The organism is Aeromonas sp. R5-4, from assembly GCF_040908215.1.
GTDB classification, from domain to species: Bacteria; Pseudomonadota; Gammaproteobacteria; order Enterobacterales; family Aeromonadaceae; genus Aeromonas; species Aeromonas veronii.
The window spans coordinates 66,607-83,860 of record NZ_JBFODG010000017.1 but is presented as its reverse complement, the minus strand read 5'-3'; the positions used below and the strand labels follow the sequence as shown (position 1 = coordinate 83,860).

Here is a 17,254-nt window from a genome sequence, read left to right as displayed (position 1 = left end):
ATATCAATTGCCAATTAAAAATCAGATAAATCAATAAGATGGTGACTTTTTGAGTCTGATCGAATTATCGTGGGTTGGCGCCGCAGTAAGGACTCACATGTTTCTTTTTTGTTTTCAAAGAAGATCAGTAAATTGTGAGTCCGATCTCATTCAGCTTGTCGTGCCCGAGAGGTTTGTTGTCGGGCTACCTTGCCCAGCAGTTGGCGGGAGGGTTTGAGATTGCCGCCAAGATCGGGCCAGGGGAGCCAGTGGTCGGGCACCATAAAGCCGGGCAAGGCGCTGCGGATCCAGGCTGCCAGTTCGGAGTCGGGAACTGGCTCGCCGTGCCAGTCGATAAAGGCGGCGGGGCGTTGCCCCCACTCGTCGCTCGGCACCGGCACCACCAGCGCCTGGGCGACAGCGGGATGATCTACCAGTCGCTGCTCTATGGTTTCTGGCTGGATATTCTCCCCGCCCGAGATAAAGAGGTTATCGAGCCGTCCCTCTACCAGCAGTTCCCCTGCCGCAGTGAACCTCCCCTTGTCGCGGGTATGAAACCAGCCTTCGTCATCGAGGGGCAGTTCCAGCTCGCCATCTCGGTAGTAACCGGCAAACAGGGTGGCGCCGCGCACGCAGATCTCCTGCTCCCGGATGCACACTTCCCGTCCCGGTAGCGGTTTGCCAACTACACCTGCATCGCCGGGGATAGCGGTGCAGACCTGGCTCCCCATCTCGGAGAGACCATAACTCACCTTGGGTTCGAGCCCCATGGCGCAGAGGCGGCTCACCAGCGGCTGTGGGATGGCGGCGCCACCGAGCAGCAGCTCGCGCAGGCGGGTACGGGCGGGAGCAAAACCCTCTGCCAGCAGGCGCCAGAGCTGGGTTGGCACCAACGAGAGGTGAGTGATGGGCTGGCACTCCAGCCGCTCCTTGAGGGAGCGTTCACGTTGATCCAGTACCAGAGTTGCACCCGCCAGAAAGACCCGAAACAGGATGGCGTAGCCGCCCACATGGAACAGCGGCAGGGAGAGCAGCCAGCCGCAGGCCTCATCAAGGGGAATGAGGGTGGCAGAGCCGCGTGCCGAGGCAAGGTGGTTGCAGAGCCGGTGCGCCACCGCTTTCGGCGTACCGCTGGAGCCGGAGGTGAGGATCATGTTGTTGAGCTGGGTCGATTCCAGCGGCCACGCTTCCTCGCTTGCCGGCAGTTCGCGCGTGAAGTCGAGCTGCAAGGGCTGCCAGTTGTCTGCCGGGATCTCCCCTGCCGACCAGAAGGCATCGGCATCGAGTTGTACCGCCAGCTCGCGCTGTTTTTCGAGAGGAAAGGCGGGATTGAGTGGGCAGAACACCACGCCGCTGCGCACGCAGGCCCATGCCAGCAGCACATCTTCCAGCGCACCGCGCACCACCGCCGCCAGATGAGCACCACGATGCACTCCGGCTTGTTCCAGCTGTTGGCACAGGCTGTTGAGGCGGGCATCGAGCTGGCGATAATTGAGGGGCGAGGCGGTGTGGATGGCAATGCGGTTCGGGGCTGTGATTGCCCGGTGGCGTACCGGGCACGGTGTCTGTTCGGATGAGCGGGAGGGGTCAATCACGGTAATACAGTTGCTCCAGTCGGCTAAGATCCGGTTTGCCATCTTCCCCCAGCAGATTGCCCGCCATCCAGCGGCGGGTATCCAGACCCGGCGCCTGCTCGGGAGCCCATTCGCCCGCCAGATGAAAGAGCTGGTTCAGGCCCAGATCCGATTCGAAGCAGGAGGAGATGATCAGCTTGAGCCGCAGTTCGCGGGCGCGGGCGATCAGCGCTTCGCAGTTGGCGAGTGAACCGAGCAGGGTAGGCTTGAGCACCAGCGCGCGCAGTTGCGGGATCGGCTCCCACGGCTTGCCTTGTGCCAGCAGTTCGTCCAGCGCCACCGGCATGCCGGTGCGGTTGGCGACAAAGGCGATGTCGGCAAAGTCGGCGCAAGGGTCTTCCAGATACTCGATGCGATTCGGGTCGAGGTGGCCGCAGAAGGTCCACGCCTCCTCGCGAGTCCAGCCCTGGTTGGCATCCAGCACCAGCTTGAGGGAGGGGATGCGGTCGCACAGCAGGCGGATCAGCGCCAGCTCGTCACGCATCGGGTAGCGTGCCACTTTCAGCTTGGCCTTGCCGGGCGTGCGGTGCAGCCACTCTTTCCAGTTGCGCAGCAGCTCCTGGGGGGAGCCTTGAATGAGGGGATAGGGCTCCGGCAGCGGGTTGCGCTGCTCGGGCCATGTCCGGCGCGCGCAGTCGAGGCCAAATTGCACCGACGGCAGCACGGGGTTCGGGGTGTCGCCGGCGGCCAGTGCTGCCAGCGTGGCAAGAGCTTCTGCCTCTGCCTGTTGCAGGCTCTCTTTCGAGAAGCCGGGCAGGGGGGCAATTTCCCCCCAGCCGTCGTTGATGCGCACCAACAGCCCCTCTCGCGCCACCTCCACCTTGCCGTGAAAGGTCAGGGGCTGGGTAAAAGGCAGTTGATAGCGATACAGGGCGAGTGTCATCAGGGGTTCCGCTTGTATTTGGAGAAGTCGGGGCGACGCTTTTCGTTGAAGGCGTTGCGGCCTTCCTGACCCTCTTCGGTCATGTAGAACAGCATGGTGGCATTGCCCGCCAGCTCCTGCAAGCCCGCCTGACCATCACAGTCAGCGTTGAGCGCCGCTTTCAGGCAGCGCAGCGCCATCGGGCTGTTTTGCAGCATTTCGCGGCACCAGCGCACGGTTTCGCGCTCCAGTTCCGCCAGCGGCACGACAGTGTTGACCAGACCCATGTCGAGGGCTTGCTGGGCATCGTACATGCGGCAGAGGAACCAGATTTCGCGGGCTTTCTTCTGGCCGACGATACGAGCCATGTAAGAGGCGCCCCAACCGCCGTCGAAGGAGCCCACTTTCGGGCCGGTCTGGCCAAACTGGGCGTTGTCGGCGGCGATGGTCAGGTCACACATCATGTGCAGCACGTGGCCGCCACCGACTGCGTAACCGGCCACCATGGCAACCACAGGTTTCGGGCAGGTGCGGATGTCGCGCTGGAAGTCGAGCACGTTGAGGTGGTGAGTCCCCTCGTCATCACGGTATCCACCGTAGTCGCCACGGATCTTCTGGTCGCCACCGGCGCAGAAGGCTTTCTCGCCAAAACCGGTCAGGATGATGGTGCCGATCTGATCGTCATAACGGGCATCGGCCAGCGCCTGCAGCATCTCTTTGACGGTGCGGGGGCGGAAGGCGTTGCGCACCTGGGGACGGTTGATGGTGATCTTGGCAATGCCATCGTTGGACTTGTGATAGAGGATGTCCTCGTAATCGGCGGAGCAATCCTGCCACTCAACCGGAGCGTACAGTTCCGCTTCCGTCATTGCTTCAATCATGGTTTTTTCCTTCTGATCTGGGAGAGTGCAGTTGAGCACCGAGTTGAACACGGAGTTGAGCAATCCCGGCATGTTGAACAGGTGCATACAGTTCAGCTTCCGTCATTGCTTCAATCATGACTCGTCTCTTCTTGTTGGTTGACCCACTCCGCGATGAGTCGGGCAAAGTTATCAGGCTGATGGGCGTGCAGATTATGGCCGCCATCCAGCACCAAGTGGTTGATTCTGCGATCCTGGTTCGCCAGCTGGCAAGCCAGCTGATGGAATTTGTGATCCCGCTTGCCACTCACCCAGGTGACCGGCAGCTGGCTCGCCATGAGCCAGGGGGCGAGATCCGGCTGCTTGCCTAGCGAGGTGGCGCGCAGCATGGTGGCGATGCCCTGACTGTCGTTGCCAAGGCGGCGGGCGATCTGGCTGGCCCGGGCCGCATCGTCAAGATCGGCAAACACCCCTTGCCGGTACCAGTCTGCCAGCACGTCAGCCAGTGGTTCCTGCTCAAAGCGCCGCGCCCACTGTTCATCGTGCTGGATGCGGGTGGCCCGTTCACAGGCCGGTAACCCCGGGTTGCAGTTCTCCAGCAGCAGCCCCCGCAGCCCGGTGGGCTCGCGGCTGGCGTGGTAGAGGGCCAGTCGCCCACCCAGCGAATAACCCGCCAGCAGATAGCGTTCAATGTTGCGGCTGGCCAGCTCGGCGACCAGCCACTGGTGGCTCTGCTCAAAGTCGCTGACGTTGAGAGCGCTATGCTGGCCGTGGCCCGGCAGGTCGAGGGCAATGCAGCGGATGGCGGGCAGCCGGTCGATCACCGGTTGCCAGTCGCCGCTATCCCCCAGCAGGCCGTGCAGTAGCACCAGCGGCACATTGACATCTTTATTTGCCACGGATGGCGGCCCCCAGCGCCTTGAGATCATCGGCTACCTGCTCGCTCGGTACCCGGATCTCGATCAAGGTAACGCCATGTTGGAGGGCGGCGCGGTAATCGCGTTCGAACTCGGCCAGGGTGGTCGGCGCCCGATAGGCGAGACCAAACATGGCGGCAGCATGTTCAAAACTGAGGCCGTGGGGCAGCCGGTAGTAGCTCTCCAGCAGCTCCCCTTCGGTGGGCACCGGCAACATACGAAAGATGCTGCCGCCATCGTTGTTGAGCAGGATCACCACCAGCGGTCGACTCGCCTTGCTGAGCAGGGCGAGGCTATTGAGATCGTGCAGGGCGCTGAGATCCCCAAGCAGCAGGGTGGTGGGCTCATCACTGTCCTGCTCGATTGATTGGGCAAACCCGTAGGCGGTGGCGATCAGACCATCGATGCCGGAGGCGCCGCGGTTGGTCATCACCCGGCTCGGCCCCTTGCCCGTTTCGCCGAGCATATCCATCAGTCGGGCTGGCATGCTGTTGCCGACAAACAGCTGTCCTTCGATCAGGCGGTTGAGGCGATGGCAGACTCCGAGCTCGGAGAAGTGCTCGCAGGCCGCGGTGATCTGCTGGCTGGCGTTGTGTTGCAGCTTGGCCAATGTGTGCCAAGGGGCTTGTGTGGTGACCGGATGGGCCGCAGTAAAGGCGCTGGCACTGCAGAGCAGCCGGTTGCGCAGCCGGTAGTCGGGATCCAGCCGCGCCGGTTGCGGATCCACCAGCCAGTAATCCTGCCATGAATGCTGTTTGATGAATTGGCCAAGCCGCTTGGAGACAAGCCGCGCGCCAAATTGCAGCAGCACCTCGGCGCGGCCGAGCTCGGCGACGAATTCAGGGTCGTTGAGCGCCAGATCCATGTGGATGAGGTTGCGACTATCGAAGCGGATCTGGCTCTGCAGGTCCGCCAGCAGCGGCCAGCCGAGTTGCTCTGCCAGTTCGGCGACCACCTGTGCCTGTTCGGGGTCAGTGATCCTGCCGGCGACAATAATGCCGCGCTGTTGGCGAAAGGGTTCCCACTCCGCCTGAGGTGGGCAGCTCGGCTCGTTTTGCTGCCACGGGCTCCATGGCTTGCGCGAGCCGAGCCAGTCACCGAGGGGGGCCAGATAGTCGGAGAAATCCTGATAGTGCTCGCCCGGGTAGAGGGGCTCGGGGTACATGCAGTTGAAGTGCACTACCCCGGGGGTGAGCGCCTGTTTGGCCAGCGCCTGATCCACCGAGCTCAGCACAAACGCCGCCGGAATGGTCGGGGTGGGGCTCGGCAGGTTCTGCTGATAGACGGGGTAGCGGCCGAAGATCCCCTGCTGGTCGATCGCCTGATTGGCGCCGTTGTCGATTAGCTCGTGAGGGCGATCGGCGGAGAGAATAATCAGCGGCACGCCGGTGAGCTGGGCCTCTGCCACGGCGGGCCAGAGGTTGGCTACCGCGGTACCCGACGTCATGATCACCGCCACCGGCCGGTTGCTCCCCTTGGCCAGCCCCAGCGCCATAAAGCCGAGACCGCGCTCGTCAAAGTGCAAGTGACGACGAAAGCCCTGATGGGCCGCGGCGGCCATGGTCAGCGGCGCGGAGCGGGAGCCGGGGGCCAGCGCGATGTCGCGCACCCCGAGGCGAAAGAGCTCCTCCAGCAAGAGGGAGGACCAGACGTGGTTGAAGGTGGCGTGCTGGCTCGAAAACGGGGGGCAGGCAAACTCTTCGCTGGCAGGCTCTTTACGGGTGGGCATAGGGGCTCTCGTAGCGTGAAAAGGGTGAGTGACTATCCCAGCAGGGAGAGCACATTGGCGATCTTGTTGTCGAGTTCGGCCCACTCGGCGACAGGCTCGGAACCGGCGACAATGCCGGCACCGGCAAACAGGGTGACGCTGCCCGGCTGAATGCGGGCGCTGCGAATGGCGACCGAGAACTCGGACGTCTCTCGGCTCAGCATGCCGCAGGCACCGGCGTACCAGCCCCGATCGTAGGGCTCGAACTCGCGGATAAAGGCGAGCGCTGCCTCGCGCGGAGCGCCGCCCACTGCCGGCGTCGGGTGGAGGGCGTCGAGCAGCTGCCAGTCGCAGACGCCGGGCTTGAGCTTGGCTTCGATATCGCACTTGAGATGCTGCAGCAGCCGCAGTTTGAGAATGCGCGGCTCGGTCAGGGTGGCATCGTGGGTCAGTGGCGCCAGACGGCTGAGGATGTCGGCATGTACCAGCCGGTTCTCCAGCCGGTTCTTGCTGTCGGCCAGCAGTTCGGCGGCCAGTTGGGCATCCACCTCTTCATCGCCGGAGCGGCGAATGGTGCCCGCCAGCGCCTCGGTAAAGAGGTGGCGATCTTCCCGGCGGTAGAGCCGCTCGGGAGAGCAGGCGATAAAGGCCTGCTCGGGGGAGAATTGAAAACCGAAGTGGAAGCAGTCCTGGGCATGGCGGGCCCACTGGTCGAGCATGGCCCAGGGATTGATATCCGCGTCATGGTTCGGACTGGTCAGCACGCTCTCCCGCGATAGCACCACCTTGGGAGTGTGCGCCTGAAAATCGGGGGCGGTGACGCGCTCCACCAGTGTCTGCCACTGGGCGTGGCCGGGGCAATCCTGTCGCTGCCAGGGCTGCTTTTGCAGGGCGGGCAGCGGGGCTTCCGGGTGCAGGGCATCGAGGGCGGCTTCGGCTGCCTGCAGTTCGGCCTCGAGATTGTTTTCATCCAGCCAGAGGTTGAGGCAGAGACTGACGCACTCGCCACGGCGCACCAGCTCGATGCGGGGCAGCACGAAACGGCAGGGGCCAAACCCTTGCCAGCCGGACTGGGCAGGATCGAACGCCAGTCCGCCATAGTAGCGAGGGCTGTCGTCATGATGCTGGTTGGCTGTGTTAGTGCACACCTGCTTGATGGCGTGCGGTTCGGTCAGTTCATGGATGGCGCCCAGCGCGACATACTCGGGACGAGCTTCTCCACGGGCCTGCCAGTAGATGCGGGGATAGAGGGTTTGCGCCGAGAGCCAGCCCAGAAAGGAGCGGATTTCGATCGCCACTCGCAACCGTACGAAGCCGCTGACGTTGCTGTGACGCAGGGCGTCCAGTTGTTGCTTGATATGGGTCTGAGCCAACATGGATTCTTTTCTGAGCCGGGTAATAACGAGCGATCCGGTAGCTGGATGCCGTAGGTTTATGCCAAAGGGCGATGATTTCCTATATATTATCTGCCCATTCGTCCATGTAAATCGCCCGCGGGAGCTTCACTCTCCGGGGCCAAGTATACCCAAATCCGGTTCGATAACCCTTAACACGATCAATATCCGATTGTTTGGCCATCACAAAATGACAAATACCTTCTCTGTTTGGTTGCTGGCGGCGCGTTTGCGAACATTGCCGCTCGCCTGCTCTTCCATCCTGCTGGGCTCGGGGCTGGCTGCCAGTCGTGGTGCCTTCGATGGCACCATCATGGCGCTCTCCCTGCTGACCGCCATCTTGCTGCAGATCCTCTCCAATCTGGCCAACGACTACGGCGATGCGGTCTCCGGCGCCGACAACGGCGAGCGGATCGGCCCGCAGCGGGCGGTGGTCTCCGGTCTTATCACCAAAAAGCAGATGTGTGTGGCGATGGGGCTGACCGCGCTGGCGGCGGTGGCCAGTGGCCTGCTGCTGCTCGGCTGCGCCTTCGGCGGCCAGTGGCTGCAGATTTTGGCATTTGTAGTGCTGGGTGGTGCGGCCATTGTTGCGGCGGTGACCTACACGGTCGGCAAGACTCCCTACGGCTATCGCGGGTTTGGCGATATCTCGGTGTTCTTATTCTTCGGCCTGCTCGGGGTGCTCGGCTCCTACTACCTCTTCACCAAGACGCTGGAGTGGGATCTGCTGCTGCCCGCCACCGCTTGTGGCCTGCTGGCCACAGCCGTGCTCAATATCAACAATGTGCGCGATATCGAGACCGACGCCGCCAGCGGCAAGATCACCCTGGCGGTGCGCCTTGGCCGCAACCGCGCCATCGCCTATCACTGGGTGTTGCTGGGGGCGGCGCTGCTGGCCACCATCGCCTTTATCCTGATCCAGCCCGCCAGTTTCTGGCCGTGGATCTTCCTGCCCGCCATGAAGCCTCTCAGCGATGCGGCCAAGACTCTTCGCGAAAGCTACGATGGCGAGGTGCTGACCGGTTCCCTCAAGAAGACCGCCATCAGCGCCTTTCTGTTCAGCCTGCTGCTCTCCATCGGGTTGGCGCTATCCTGACGGGGGGCGCAAACGCCAAGGCGAACAATGAAAAGGGCTCCCGAGATGGGAGCCCTTTTTGGTTTTGGCCGGTTTAGCTGGCGCGCGCCACCTTGAGCGTGCGGCGGGAGAAGAGCAGGGTATCCAGCAGCCAGATGGCGACCATGGAGGCGCCGACCAGCGGGAAGGCGATCCCCAGCAAAATGAGCAGGGCGATGGCACCGCGCATCGGCGGGAGTTTTGCAGGCAGCGGCGGCGCGGCGAGACGGCCCTGCGGACGACGGCACCACCAGATCCACAGACCACTCACGGCGCTGGCCAGCACCATCAGGCAGATAAGCAGCATGGCCAGCTGATGGGGCCAGCCGTAGAGCTTGCCCATGTGCAGCATGACGCCGCTCTCCACCGTCTTGGCGACCAGGCCGTAATCCTGCCAGCGCACATCGGCCAGCACCTTGCCGCTGTATTGATCGATATGCAGGGTGGCATCGTTGCGTGGATCGTCGGCAAACAGGGCGATGGTGTAGACGCCGGTGGCGCCGACCGGCGGGGTGATGCTGTAACCCGGTTGGACTCCCCGCTCATGGGCGATCTCGACCACCTGTTGCAGCGGGATCCGCTGGCTGGCCATCACCACTCCCTCGTGCTCGCCGTGGTTCATGGCGCCGTGATCGTGCGCTTCATCGATCGGCTGCGAGCTGGGCATGGGGGTATTCTCCACCGCCCAGGGGACGGTCTGCTCGTGAGCCTGATTCAGGGTGCGGGCCAGCGGTGCCGATTTGGGCACCTCGTTCCACATGGCGGCGGGGAAGCGGTTCCAGACCGCAGCAAACTGATCGCCCCAGAAACCGGTCCAGGTCATGCCGCTCAACAGCAACAGCAGCAGGAAACCGGCGCCCCAGAAGCCGACCACGGCGTGCAGATCCCGCCACCAGAGGCGTCCGCGCTGGCTCACTCTGGGCCAGAGGATGCCGCCCACCCCGGGCCCCTTGCGTGGCCACCAGAGGTAGAGGCCGCTGATGAGCAGTACCAGCCCCCAGCCTGCCGCCAGTTCGATCAGCCGGTCCCCCGTGGTGCCGAGCAGCAGGTCGGCGTGCAGGGAGCGAGCCACCGCTTGCAAATTCCACTTGTTGTCCATGGTGCCGAGCAGGGCGCCGCTGGCGGGATCCATAAACAGAGTCAGCTCGCGATCCCCCTGATTGACGATGAACTGGGCGCTCAGGTCGGGAGCGGCAGGCGGCAGGTACTTACGCAGGCTGGCACCGGGCATGGTCATCATCGCCTTGGCCAGCAACTGGTCGGCACTCAGGGTCTGGCTGGCGGGGGCGACCTTTATCAGCTCGGGGTACATCAGGTTGTCGAGCTGGGGTTTGAACAGATAGACGATCCCGGTCAGTGACAGCAGGATCAGGAAAGGGGCGACAAAGAGACCGGCGTAGAAGTGCCAGCGCCAGATCCGTTGGTAATGACTCGAGTCCCTGTTTTTCATTGCACATCCTTGTTGAGGTGCTAAACCTTTCTGCTGGTGGAATGTTTGTGGCGGCGCGGATAATAGCAGTAACGTTTCGTTAACTGCAATCACACATCTTGAGATCGGTTCGGTGCGGGATGTCGGTAACATGAGGTGCCGACGGTTTGCTGGATAGGATGACCACGCTTTGGGGAAAGCCTGTTTGCTGCTGGACTTTTCCTTATAAATTATTACCTTGTGGTAACAATTTGCAGGCGATGGTGGTGGTAACGGAATGGGAGCAGTCATGCAGCCACATGGGCAATTCGACATGGAGCGCAGGGGCCAGATGCTGATCTGCCGCCCGAGTGGCCCCTTTAATCTGGCAGGTGCCATGGCCTATGAGGCGCGTTTTCGTCACGAACTGGTCGGATTGATGGATGGCCCCTGGGGGATTGTCGAGGTCGCGACCGAGTTTGAAGCGGCCGGGCCCGAGGTGCTGGCCCGTTTTCGTCGCCAGTTTGGCTGGTGTGCCGAGAGTGGCTGTCAGTTTCTGGCGGTGGTCTTCGTGGGGGGCTTCAAGCGCTATCTGGCGGATAACATTTTCAAGGGATTGCCCTTTCGGGCGGTACGTTACTTCGAGCAGGAGGCAGCGGCCATCCAGTGGCTGGGGGAGCAGCTCAACACAGCTCCCTGTGAACCTGCGAGCGCTTGACCACCCCGCTCCCCGCGTGGACGGGCTTCACTCCAGCTTGATAAACCACTTATCCCGCTCGTCAACGCAGTCTGGTTCACCCATTTCGAATTCGCGGCAGATCAGCGGCCGCACCTCGTAGATACGGCACATCATGGTGTTGCGGTCGAGGGCGGCGCACCAGCCATCGTCCAGCCGGCGCATGACCGGTATCTCGCCTTCCCGTTCCAGTACATAACGGTCCGGCACGCCGGTATCGGTAAAGAGCATCACTTCGAGGCGGCAGCAGCAGGCTTCGCAGTTCTGGCAGCTCACATCGGTTTGGATTGCTTGGGTCATGGTGCCTGTCTTGCCGCATGGCGGCATCGGAGATATGAAACAGGCGCCTGTCAGGCGCCTGTGGTCTGGCTAACGGTTTGCAAAAAACCTTAGCCCAGTTTGCGGGCGCGGTAGCTGCGACCCTTGATCTTGCCTTCCTGCAACCGCTTGAGGGCGGCGCTCGCCACGCTGCGCTTCACCGCGACGTAGGAGTACTGTTCGGAGATCTGGATCTTGCCGACGTCGGCGCCGGCAATGCCGCCTTCACCGGTCAGGGCACCCAGAATGTCACCGGCCCGCACCTTGGTCTTGCGGCCTGCATCGATGGAGAGGGTCACCATCTGCGGCGCGATCGGCTTGATGTCACGGCCGATGCTGTCGAGATCACCCAGCGGCATCGGGGCCTGCTGGTACTCTTCGATAAAGTTGACGCGCTGGGCCTCGTTCGGCTGATAGAGACTCAGGGCCAGACCCTGCTGGCCGGCACGACCGGTACGGCCGATGCGGTGCACGTGCACTTCGGGATCATAGGTGAGCTCGTAGTTGATGACGGCGCCCAGTTCCTTGATGTCGAGGCCGCGGGCCGCCACATCGGTGGCCACCAGAATGGTGGCGCTGCCGTTGGCAAAGCGCACCAGCACCTGATCCCGCTCGCGCTGTTCCAGATCGCCGTTCAGCGCCAGCGCCGAGAAGCCCTTGGCGGCCAGATGGTCGGCCACGTCGTTACAGGCGCGCTTGGTGTTGCAGAACACCACGCAGGAGCTGGGCTGGTAGTGGCTCAGCAGCCAGGTGAGGGCGTCGAGGCGCTGACCGGCAGGCACTTCGTAGAGCTTCTGTTCGATGGCGCTCCCCTCGTGCAGGGACTCCACGCTCACCTCGACCGGATTGCGCTGCACGCCTCGGCTCATCTGGGCGATCCCTTCCGGATAGGTCGCGGAGAAGAGCAGGGTCTGGCGGCGCTCGGGGGCATAGCTGATGACCCGGTTGATATCTTCGCCAAAGCCCATGTCCAGCATGCGATCCGCTTCGTCCAGCACCAGCGTCTTGAGGCCGGAGAGCTCCAGCGTGCCTTGCTCCAGATGCTTGAGAATACGACCCGGGGTGCCGACGGCGATGTGGGCACCAAAGCTCAGGGTGGCGGACTGCGGTGCGGTCGGGGTGCCGCCGCACAGGGTGACCAGCTTGACGTTGGGCAGGGCGCGCGCCAGACGGCGGATCTCGGTGGCCACCTGATCCGCCAGTTCGCGGGTCGGGCAGAGTACCAGCGCCTGCACTTCGAGGCGGTTGACGTTGAGCTTGGCCAGCAGGCCGAGGCCGAAGGCGGCGGTCTTGCCGCTGCCGGTTTTTGCCTTGGCAATCAGGTCTTTGCCATCGAGCACCAGGGGCAGGCTCTGGGCCTGGATCGGGGTCATCTGCAGGTAACCCAGGCTGGTGAGGTTCTCTTGCAGGGCGGGGGAGAGATTGAGGCTGCTAAATTCGCTGTTGTTCACAAAAGGACTCTATTTCGGAGAAAACGGGGATGCGCGAGCGCTAAGGCCGCGCATCATACCAGAATGTGGCGCCGGATGTGGCGGATTTTTGAACGGCTGGCCACGAGGGGCCATGAAAGGTTCATTTGTTGCCAAACCGATCGCGGACGAGCACCGACAATGCGATAAGGACTATTTTTCAAACACTCATCTAATTATTTATTGCGGATAAACGTTTTCTATTTTCAGTGTTTTAATATAATGGCTGGAAAATATTCCACGAGTAGTTATTGCGCCATAGGGAATGTTGCAAAAATGCTGATGAAATATTTTCAAAGAACATGAAAACGGCGCCAACCTTACCCAGTGCGATGTTTTTAAAGGAATTTATATTTCCATGTTGCGCGATTAATATCAGTTCATTGCACAATTAATTTAAAAACGTTTGTATTATCCTGCCTCCATAATATTGCGCGGGATTGTGATGGCTATCTGATTTTTAAATGTGCAAATGTCTATGATGGCGCCGGTCAAAAATTACAATTTACTCAGGTGCTACAGGTATGGAATACGTTCACTTTGTGCTCGGACTGGTGATGGTCCTCGCTCTCTCTCTGCTGGCTAACCGCCACAACTGGAAACAGATCAAACTGCGTTATATCGGCCAACTGCTGGTGGTCGAACTGGCGCTGGCCTGGTTCATGCTGAACTCGGAAGTGGGTCTGGCGGTGGTGGGTGGTTTCGCGGCCGGCTTCACCAAGTTGATGGAGTTTGCCAAACAGGGTACCGACTTCGTGTTCGGTGGCTTGGTCAACGAAGGGGCCTTCTCCTTCTTCCTGATGGTGCTGATGCCCATCGTTTTCATCTCCGTGCTGATCGGTATTCTGCAGTACATCCGTCTGCTGCCGCTGGTGATCCGCGGTATCGGTACCGTGCTGGCCAAGATCAACGGCATGGGCAAGCTGGAATCTTTCAACGCCATCAGCTCGATGATCGTCGGCCAGTCCGAGAACTTCATCGCCCTCAAGAACATCCTGCCGCACCTGAACGAGAAGCAGATGTACACCCTGGCTGCGACTGCCATGTCCACTGTATCCATGTCCATCGTCGGTGCCTACATGCAGCTGATCGAGCCGCGCTACGTGGTTGCCGCGCTGGTGCTCAACATGTTCAGTACCTTCGTGGTGCTGTCGCTGATTAACCCCTACGAGCCGGATAACTCCGTGACCGACATCAAGGCCATTGCCGAAGGTGACGAGCACCACACGCCGAAGAAAGAGAACTTCTTCGAGATGCTGGGTGAGTACATCATGGCCGGTTTCACCGTTGCCGTTATCGTGGGTGCCATGCTGGTGGGCTTCATCGCGCTGATTGCCCTGATCAACTACCTGTTCGAGATGGCATTTGGCGTGAACTTCCAGTTCGTCATGGGTTACCTCTTCTACCCGATCGCCTGGATCCTGGGTATCCCGAGTGGTGAAGCGCTGCAAGCGGGCTCCATTATGGCGACCAAGCTGGTGACCAACGAGTTCGTGGCGATGATGGATCTGGGCAAGGTGGCTGCCGAGCTCTCTCCGCGTACCGTCGGCATCCTCTCCATCTTCATGGTCTCTTTCGCCAACTTCAGCTCCATCGGCATCATCGCCGGTGCGGTAAAAGCGCTGAACGAAGAGAAGGGCAACATGGTTTCCCGCTTCGGTCTGAAGCTGGTCTACGGTTCTACCCTGGTCAGCCTGCTCTCTGCTGTTATCGCAGGCATTATGATCTGATCCTCTGGCGGCTCCCGCCACGGTTTGAGCCCCTGACTTTGTCAGGGGCTTTTTTGTTTCTGGCTTACAGCTGCCAGCCGCACCACCAGCCGGCAACCAGCAGGGTGAGGGTGCAAAAGCCGGTTTCGATGGCGCCGCCACTGCGCAGCGGCCAGCCCGGCAGGCGGTAACGGCGTTTGATGGGCCAGAAGAGCGGAATGCCCGCCGGGGTGAGCCAGTCCCCCAGCAGATGGCTGAGGTAGCCGACGATCAGCGCATCCTTGACCCCCATGGGCAGGGTGCCCGGCGGCAGGCTCTGGTTTAGCCCCCAGACAGCGGCGGCGACCGCCAGCAGACTGTGGGTGAAGCCGCGATGGCCGAACAGTCGCGACAGAGGTTTCGAGATCCACGGCAGGCGCTGCCCCAGCACCGATTTGGGGTGGTCGAGGTCGGGCAACAGGGCGCTGGCCAGCGCGGCAGGGATGGTCTGCCACAGGCTGGCATCGGCCAGTGCCGGAGTGAGCTGCAGTTTGTGGGCGATCAGGGTGCAAGTAACGGAAAAGAGCAGGTGCCCTTGGGCGGTCATGATGATTACGGCGTGGACAAGATGGCGGCGCATCTTACCAGCCTGACGGTTGTGGTCAGCTCTTATTTTAAAAATCAGGATGTTACGGCGAAAAAGCGCCCATGTTGGGCGCCTTTAGGGTCTCTTTATAGCTTGCCTTTGACCAGCCACTTGTCGAGGGCGTTGGCGAAGCGCTGTTTGTCGGCGGCATTGAAGGGGGCCGGGCCGCCGGTCTGCACGCCGGCCGAGCGCAGCTCTTCCATAAAGTTGCGCATGCCGAGCCGCGCCTTGATGGTCTCGCGGGTGTAGATCTCGCCGCGAGGATTGAGCGCCTCGCCGCCGGCATCGATCACCCAGGAGGCGAGGGGGATGTCACCGGTGATCACCAGATCGCCGGGCTGAACCTGCTGAGCGATGACATGATCTGCCACATCGAATCCCTTCTCCACCTGCTGGGTTTTGATGAAAGGCGAGGGAGGCACCCGCAATCCCTGATTGGCCACCAGGGTGGTGACGACCTGGGCGCGGTGGGCGGCGCGGTAGAGGATCTCCTTGACCGGAATGGGACAGGCATCGGCATCAACCCAGATGGGCATGGCATGGTTTCCTGTAGTGAAAGCGGATAGAAAACGAGAGCGGCCATGTTAACACAAGCCTCCCCTTCCAGGCACGGGGCTGAGTCGGCCCCGCCTTTGGTGTAAGCTGGGGCCAGCACATGAAACGAGAAGGAGACGAGATGGATCGGGTGCCCGGTGAAGTGATTTATGCCCTGACCCTGGATGGCAAGGGTGGCATGGCGCCGCTGACGGCGGGAAGCGAAGTCCCGGCGGCGCATCCCGGCTGGCTGCATCTGGATTACGGCAATCCCGATTCGGCGCGCTGGCTGTTGCAGACCCCCTTGCTCAGCGAGGCGGCCAGGGAGTCGCTGCTCGGCCAGAGCAATCGTCCCAAGCTGGTGCGGATGGGGGAGACGGTGCTGCTGATCCTGCGCGGCATCAACCACAACAAGGATCACAGGCCCGAAGAGATGGTGGCGCTGCGCATCTTCATCACCCCGGATCTCATTATCAGCAGCCGTCGTCGTCCGCTGCTCTCCGAGCAGGATGTCTTCAACCAGCTCAAGCTGGGGGGCGGCGCCGATACCCCGGCCGACTGGCTGGTGGAGATCTGCGATGCCCTGACCGATCGGGCGGGGGAGTTTGTCGAGGAGCTGCACGACAAGATCCTCGATCTGGAGGAGATGGTGCTGATGCGCGACATGCCCGCCAATGGCCGCTTGGCGCTGATCCGTAAGCAGCTCATCATGATCCGTCGTTACCTCTCCCCCCAGCGGGATCTGGTGGCGCGGCTGGCCAACGAGAAGATCAGCTGGCTGGATGAGGATGACCGCCGTCGTCTGCTCGATATCGCCGATCGGCTGCGGCGCTGGCTCGACGACCTCGATGCCGGAGTAGCGCGCACCGCTGTGCTGGCAGACGAGATCAACAATCTGATGGCGGAGGCGACCAACCGCCGCGCCTACCAGATGTCGGTGATGGCGCTGCTCTTTTTGCCCGCCAGCTTCCTGACCGGTCTGTTTGGCATCAACCTCGGTGGTATCCCCGGGGCCGAGAATCCGACCGCCTTCTGGGTCTTCTGTGGTTCGCTGGTGGCGCTGGCAAGCGGGCTGGCTATCTGGCTCAAACATCGGCGCTGGTGGTAAGGAGGCATAACCCATGTGGCAATCAATTGGCCTGACCCTGCTGCTGTTGCTGGGGCATACCCTGATCCGGCGGCTTATTCACAAGAGTCTGCTGGCGCTCGGCCAGAGCAGGCAGGTGAGCGAGAACCGGGTGCTCTACGTGGCCCATGTGTTCCACTTCCTGCTCGGCTGCGCCACCCTGCTGGTGCTGGCCGGGGTGTGGGGGCTCGACTTCTCCCGACTGGTGGTGCTCGCCTCCTCCTTCTTTGCAGTATTGGGGGTCGCCATGGTGGCCCAGTGGTCGATCCTCTCCAACATCACCGCCAGCATCACCATCTTCTTCGCCTTCCCCTACAAGATTGGCGACCGGATCCGCATCCTCGACAAGGATGATTCGGTCACCGGCGTCATCACCGAGATCGGCCTCTTCTATGTGCGGGTGCGTGATGACAACGGCGATCTGGTCACCTATCCGGCCAACCTGATCCTGCAAAAGCCGGTCAGAAAGCTGGAGGGCAAGGTGGTGGAACCACTGCAACCGGAATAGAAAGCAACCGGAATAACAAAAAGGCTCCCTCGGGAGCCTTTTTACTGTGCGGTGGGTGGCGCTAGCGCTCGAAGAAGCGGTAGAGGTGCTCCACCTGAACCGGGCAGTCGGCCACCTGATGCAGATGTTCGCGGGCCTGCTCGACGGTGCCGAAACTGACCGGGCAGCCGAGGGTGTCGGTCAGCTCGTAGAGGGCGCCATCCTTGCCTCTGAATTCGATGAGCCAGCCGGGAATGGCCACATCGTGGAGTATTTCAGCCTCTTGCAGGATCTGTTGCTGATAGAGCTTACGAAGTTCACTGACTGTCATGATGCTCTCCTGTGGGGAATATCCAGCTCCAGTCTATGCCTGC

At 61.7% G+C, this 17,254-nt stretch carries 18 protein-coding genes; 5 read left to right on the top strand and 13 right to left on the bottom strand.

The window, feature by feature from the left end; genetic code table 11:
• Positions 1-146: 146 nt before the first annotated feature.
• Genes menE through AB5Y83_RS08800 form a run of 7 tightly spaced genes read right to left on the bottom strand, consistent with a single transcriptional unit; the run spans position 147 to position 7,336 of the window.
• Complete coding sequence (gene menE / locus AB5Y83_RS08830) at positions 147-1,574, bottom strand: o-succinylbenzoate--CoA ligase (RefSeq protein ID WP_368175048.1); 1,428 nt, start codon at positions 1,572-1,574, stop codon at positions 147-149.
• A complete protein-coding gene (menC, locus tag AB5Y83_RS08825; RefSeq protein ID WP_199416205.1) occupies positions 1,567-2,496 on the bottom strand; it encodes an o-succinylbenzoate synthase in 930 nt (309 codons plus the stop codon). Before menC ends, menE begins: the two co-directional genes overlap by 8 nt.
• Positions 2,496-3,344 (bottom strand): 1,4-dihydroxy-2-naphthoyl-CoA synthase, encoded by an 849-nt coding sequence (menB, locus tag AB5Y83_RS08820; protein WP_268844056.1) that lies wholly within the window; start codon positions 3,342-3,344, stop codon positions 2,496-2,498. The genes menC and menB overlap by 1 nt, the downstream gene beginning before the upstream one ends.
• 4 nt (positions 3,345-3,348) lie before the next feature.
• On the bottom strand, positions 3,349-3,474 hold the full coding sequence (locus AB5Y83_RS08815; protein WP_265114016.1) for a hypothetical protein: 126 nt from the start codon (positions 3,472-3,474) through the stop codon (positions 3,349-3,351).
• The gene (menH, locus tag AB5Y83_RS08810; protein ID WP_368175033.1) at positions 3,467-4,264 is read right to left on the bottom strand and encodes a 2-succinyl-6-hydroxy-2,4-cyclohexadiene-1-carboxylate synthase; all 798 of its coding nucleotides are present in this window, start codon (positions 4,262-4,264) and stop codon (positions 3,467-3,469) included. The genes AB5Y83_RS08815 and menH overlap by 8 nt, the downstream gene beginning before the upstream one ends.
• Positions 4,224-5,981, bottom strand: a complete 1,758-nt coding sequence (gene menD / locus AB5Y83_RS08805) for a 2-succinyl-5-enolpyruvyl-6-hydroxy-3-cyclohexene-1-carboxylic-acid synthase (RefSeq protein ID WP_368175032.1) — start codon at positions 5,979-5,981, stop codon at positions 4,224-4,226. The genes menH and menD overlap by 41 nt, the downstream gene beginning before the upstream one ends.
• A gap of 32 nt (positions 5,982-6,013) precedes the next feature.
• The gene (locus AB5Y83_RS08800) at positions 6,014-7,336 is read right to left on the bottom strand and encodes an isochorismate synthase MenF (RefSeq protein WP_368175031.1); all 1,323 of its coding nucleotides are present in this window, start codon (positions 7,334-7,336) and stop codon (positions 6,014-6,016) included.
• 208 nt (positions 7,337-7,544) lie between these two features.
• On the opposite strand from AB5Y83_RS08800, the gene AB5Y83_RS08795 reads away from it, so the two are divergent.
• Positions 7,545-8,450 (top strand): 1,4-dihydroxy-2-naphthoate polyprenyltransferase, encoded by a 906-nt coding sequence (locus tag AB5Y83_RS08795; RefSeq protein ID WP_005363134.1) that lies wholly within the window; start codon positions 7,545-7,547, stop codon positions 8,448-8,450.
• A gap of 73 nt (positions 8,451-8,523) precedes the next feature.
• On the opposite strand, the gene AB5Y83_RS08790 is transcribed toward AB5Y83_RS08795, so the two are convergent.
• Entirely contained in the window at positions 8,524-9,918 is a 1,395-nt protein-coding gene (locus tag AB5Y83_RS08790; RefSeq protein WP_368175030.1) for a PepSY-associated TM helix domain-containing protein, read from the bottom strand.
• 268 nt (positions 9,919-10,186) lie between these two features.
• On the opposite strand from AB5Y83_RS08790, the gene AB5Y83_RS08785 reads away from it, so the two are divergent.
• Complete coding sequence (locus AB5Y83_RS08785; protein WP_064339341.1) at positions 10,187-10,594, top strand: hypothetical protein; 408 nt, start codon at positions 10,187-10,189, stop codon at positions 10,592-10,594.
• Positions 10,595-10,621: 27 nt separating this feature from the next.
• Here the strand turns inward: AB5Y83_RS08785 and AB5Y83_RS08780 are convergent, their stop codons facing one another.
• Entirely contained in the window at positions 10,622-10,912 is a 291-nt protein-coding gene (locus AB5Y83_RS08780; RefSeq protein ID WP_058059358.1) for a YkgJ family cysteine cluster protein, read from the bottom strand.
• Positions 10,913-11,001: 89 nt separating this feature from the next.
• Complete coding sequence (gene dbpA / locus AB5Y83_RS08775; RefSeq protein WP_128834241.1) at positions 11,002-12,381, bottom strand: ATP-dependent RNA helicase DbpA; 1,380 nt, start codon at positions 12,379-12,381, stop codon at positions 11,002-11,004.
• Positions 12,382-12,923: 542 nt separating this feature from the next.
• Here dbpA and AB5Y83_RS08770 point away from each other — a divergent pair.
• Positions 12,924-14,129, top strand: coding sequence for a NupC/NupG family nucleoside CNT transporter (locus AB5Y83_RS08770; RefSeq protein WP_005363118.1), 1,206 nt, complete (start codon positions 12,924-12,926; stop codon positions 14,127-14,129).
• A 64-nt stretch (positions 14,130-14,193) separates the two neighbouring features.
• Here the strand turns inward: AB5Y83_RS08770 and AB5Y83_RS08765 are convergent, their stop codons facing one another.
• On the bottom strand, positions 14,194-14,694 hold the full coding sequence (locus AB5Y83_RS08765; protein ID WP_064341727.1) for a metal-dependent hydrolase: 501 nt from the start codon (positions 14,692-14,694) through the stop codon (positions 14,194-14,196).
• A gap of 125 nt (positions 14,695-14,819) precedes the next feature.
• The gene (locus tag AB5Y83_RS08760) at positions 14,820-15,269 is read right to left on the bottom strand and encodes a YaiI/YqxD family protein (RefSeq protein WP_005335916.1); all 450 of its coding nucleotides are present in this window, start codon (positions 15,267-15,269) and stop codon (positions 14,820-14,822) included.
• A 140-nt stretch (positions 15,270-15,409) separates the two neighbouring features.
• On the opposite strand from AB5Y83_RS08760, the gene zntB reads away from it, so the two are divergent.
• The gene (gene zntB, locus AB5Y83_RS08755) at positions 15,410-16,375 is read left to right on the top strand and encodes a zinc transporter ZntB (RefSeq protein WP_005341467.1); all 966 of its coding nucleotides are present in this window, start codon (positions 15,410-15,412) and stop codon (positions 16,373-16,375) included.
• A 13-nt stretch (positions 16,376-16,388) separates the two neighbouring features.
• Positions 16,389-16,901 carry a mechanosensitive ion channel domain-containing protein gene (locus tag AB5Y83_RS08750; RefSeq protein ID WP_005335914.1) on the top strand — a complete coding sequence of 171 codons (513 nt, stop codon included), beginning with the start codon at positions 16,389-16,391 and terminating at the stop codon, positions 16,899-16,901.
• Between the two features lie 61 nt (positions 16,902-16,962).
• Here AB5Y83_RS08750 and AB5Y83_RS08745 read toward each other — a convergent pair whose 3' ends face one another.
• Positions 16,963-17,211 carry a hypothetical protein gene (locus AB5Y83_RS08745; protein WP_005363113.1) on the bottom strand — a complete coding sequence of 83 codons (249 nt, stop codon included), beginning with the start codon at positions 17,209-17,211 and terminating at the stop codon, positions 16,963-16,965.
• Positions 17,212-17,254: the final 43 nt, after the last annotated feature.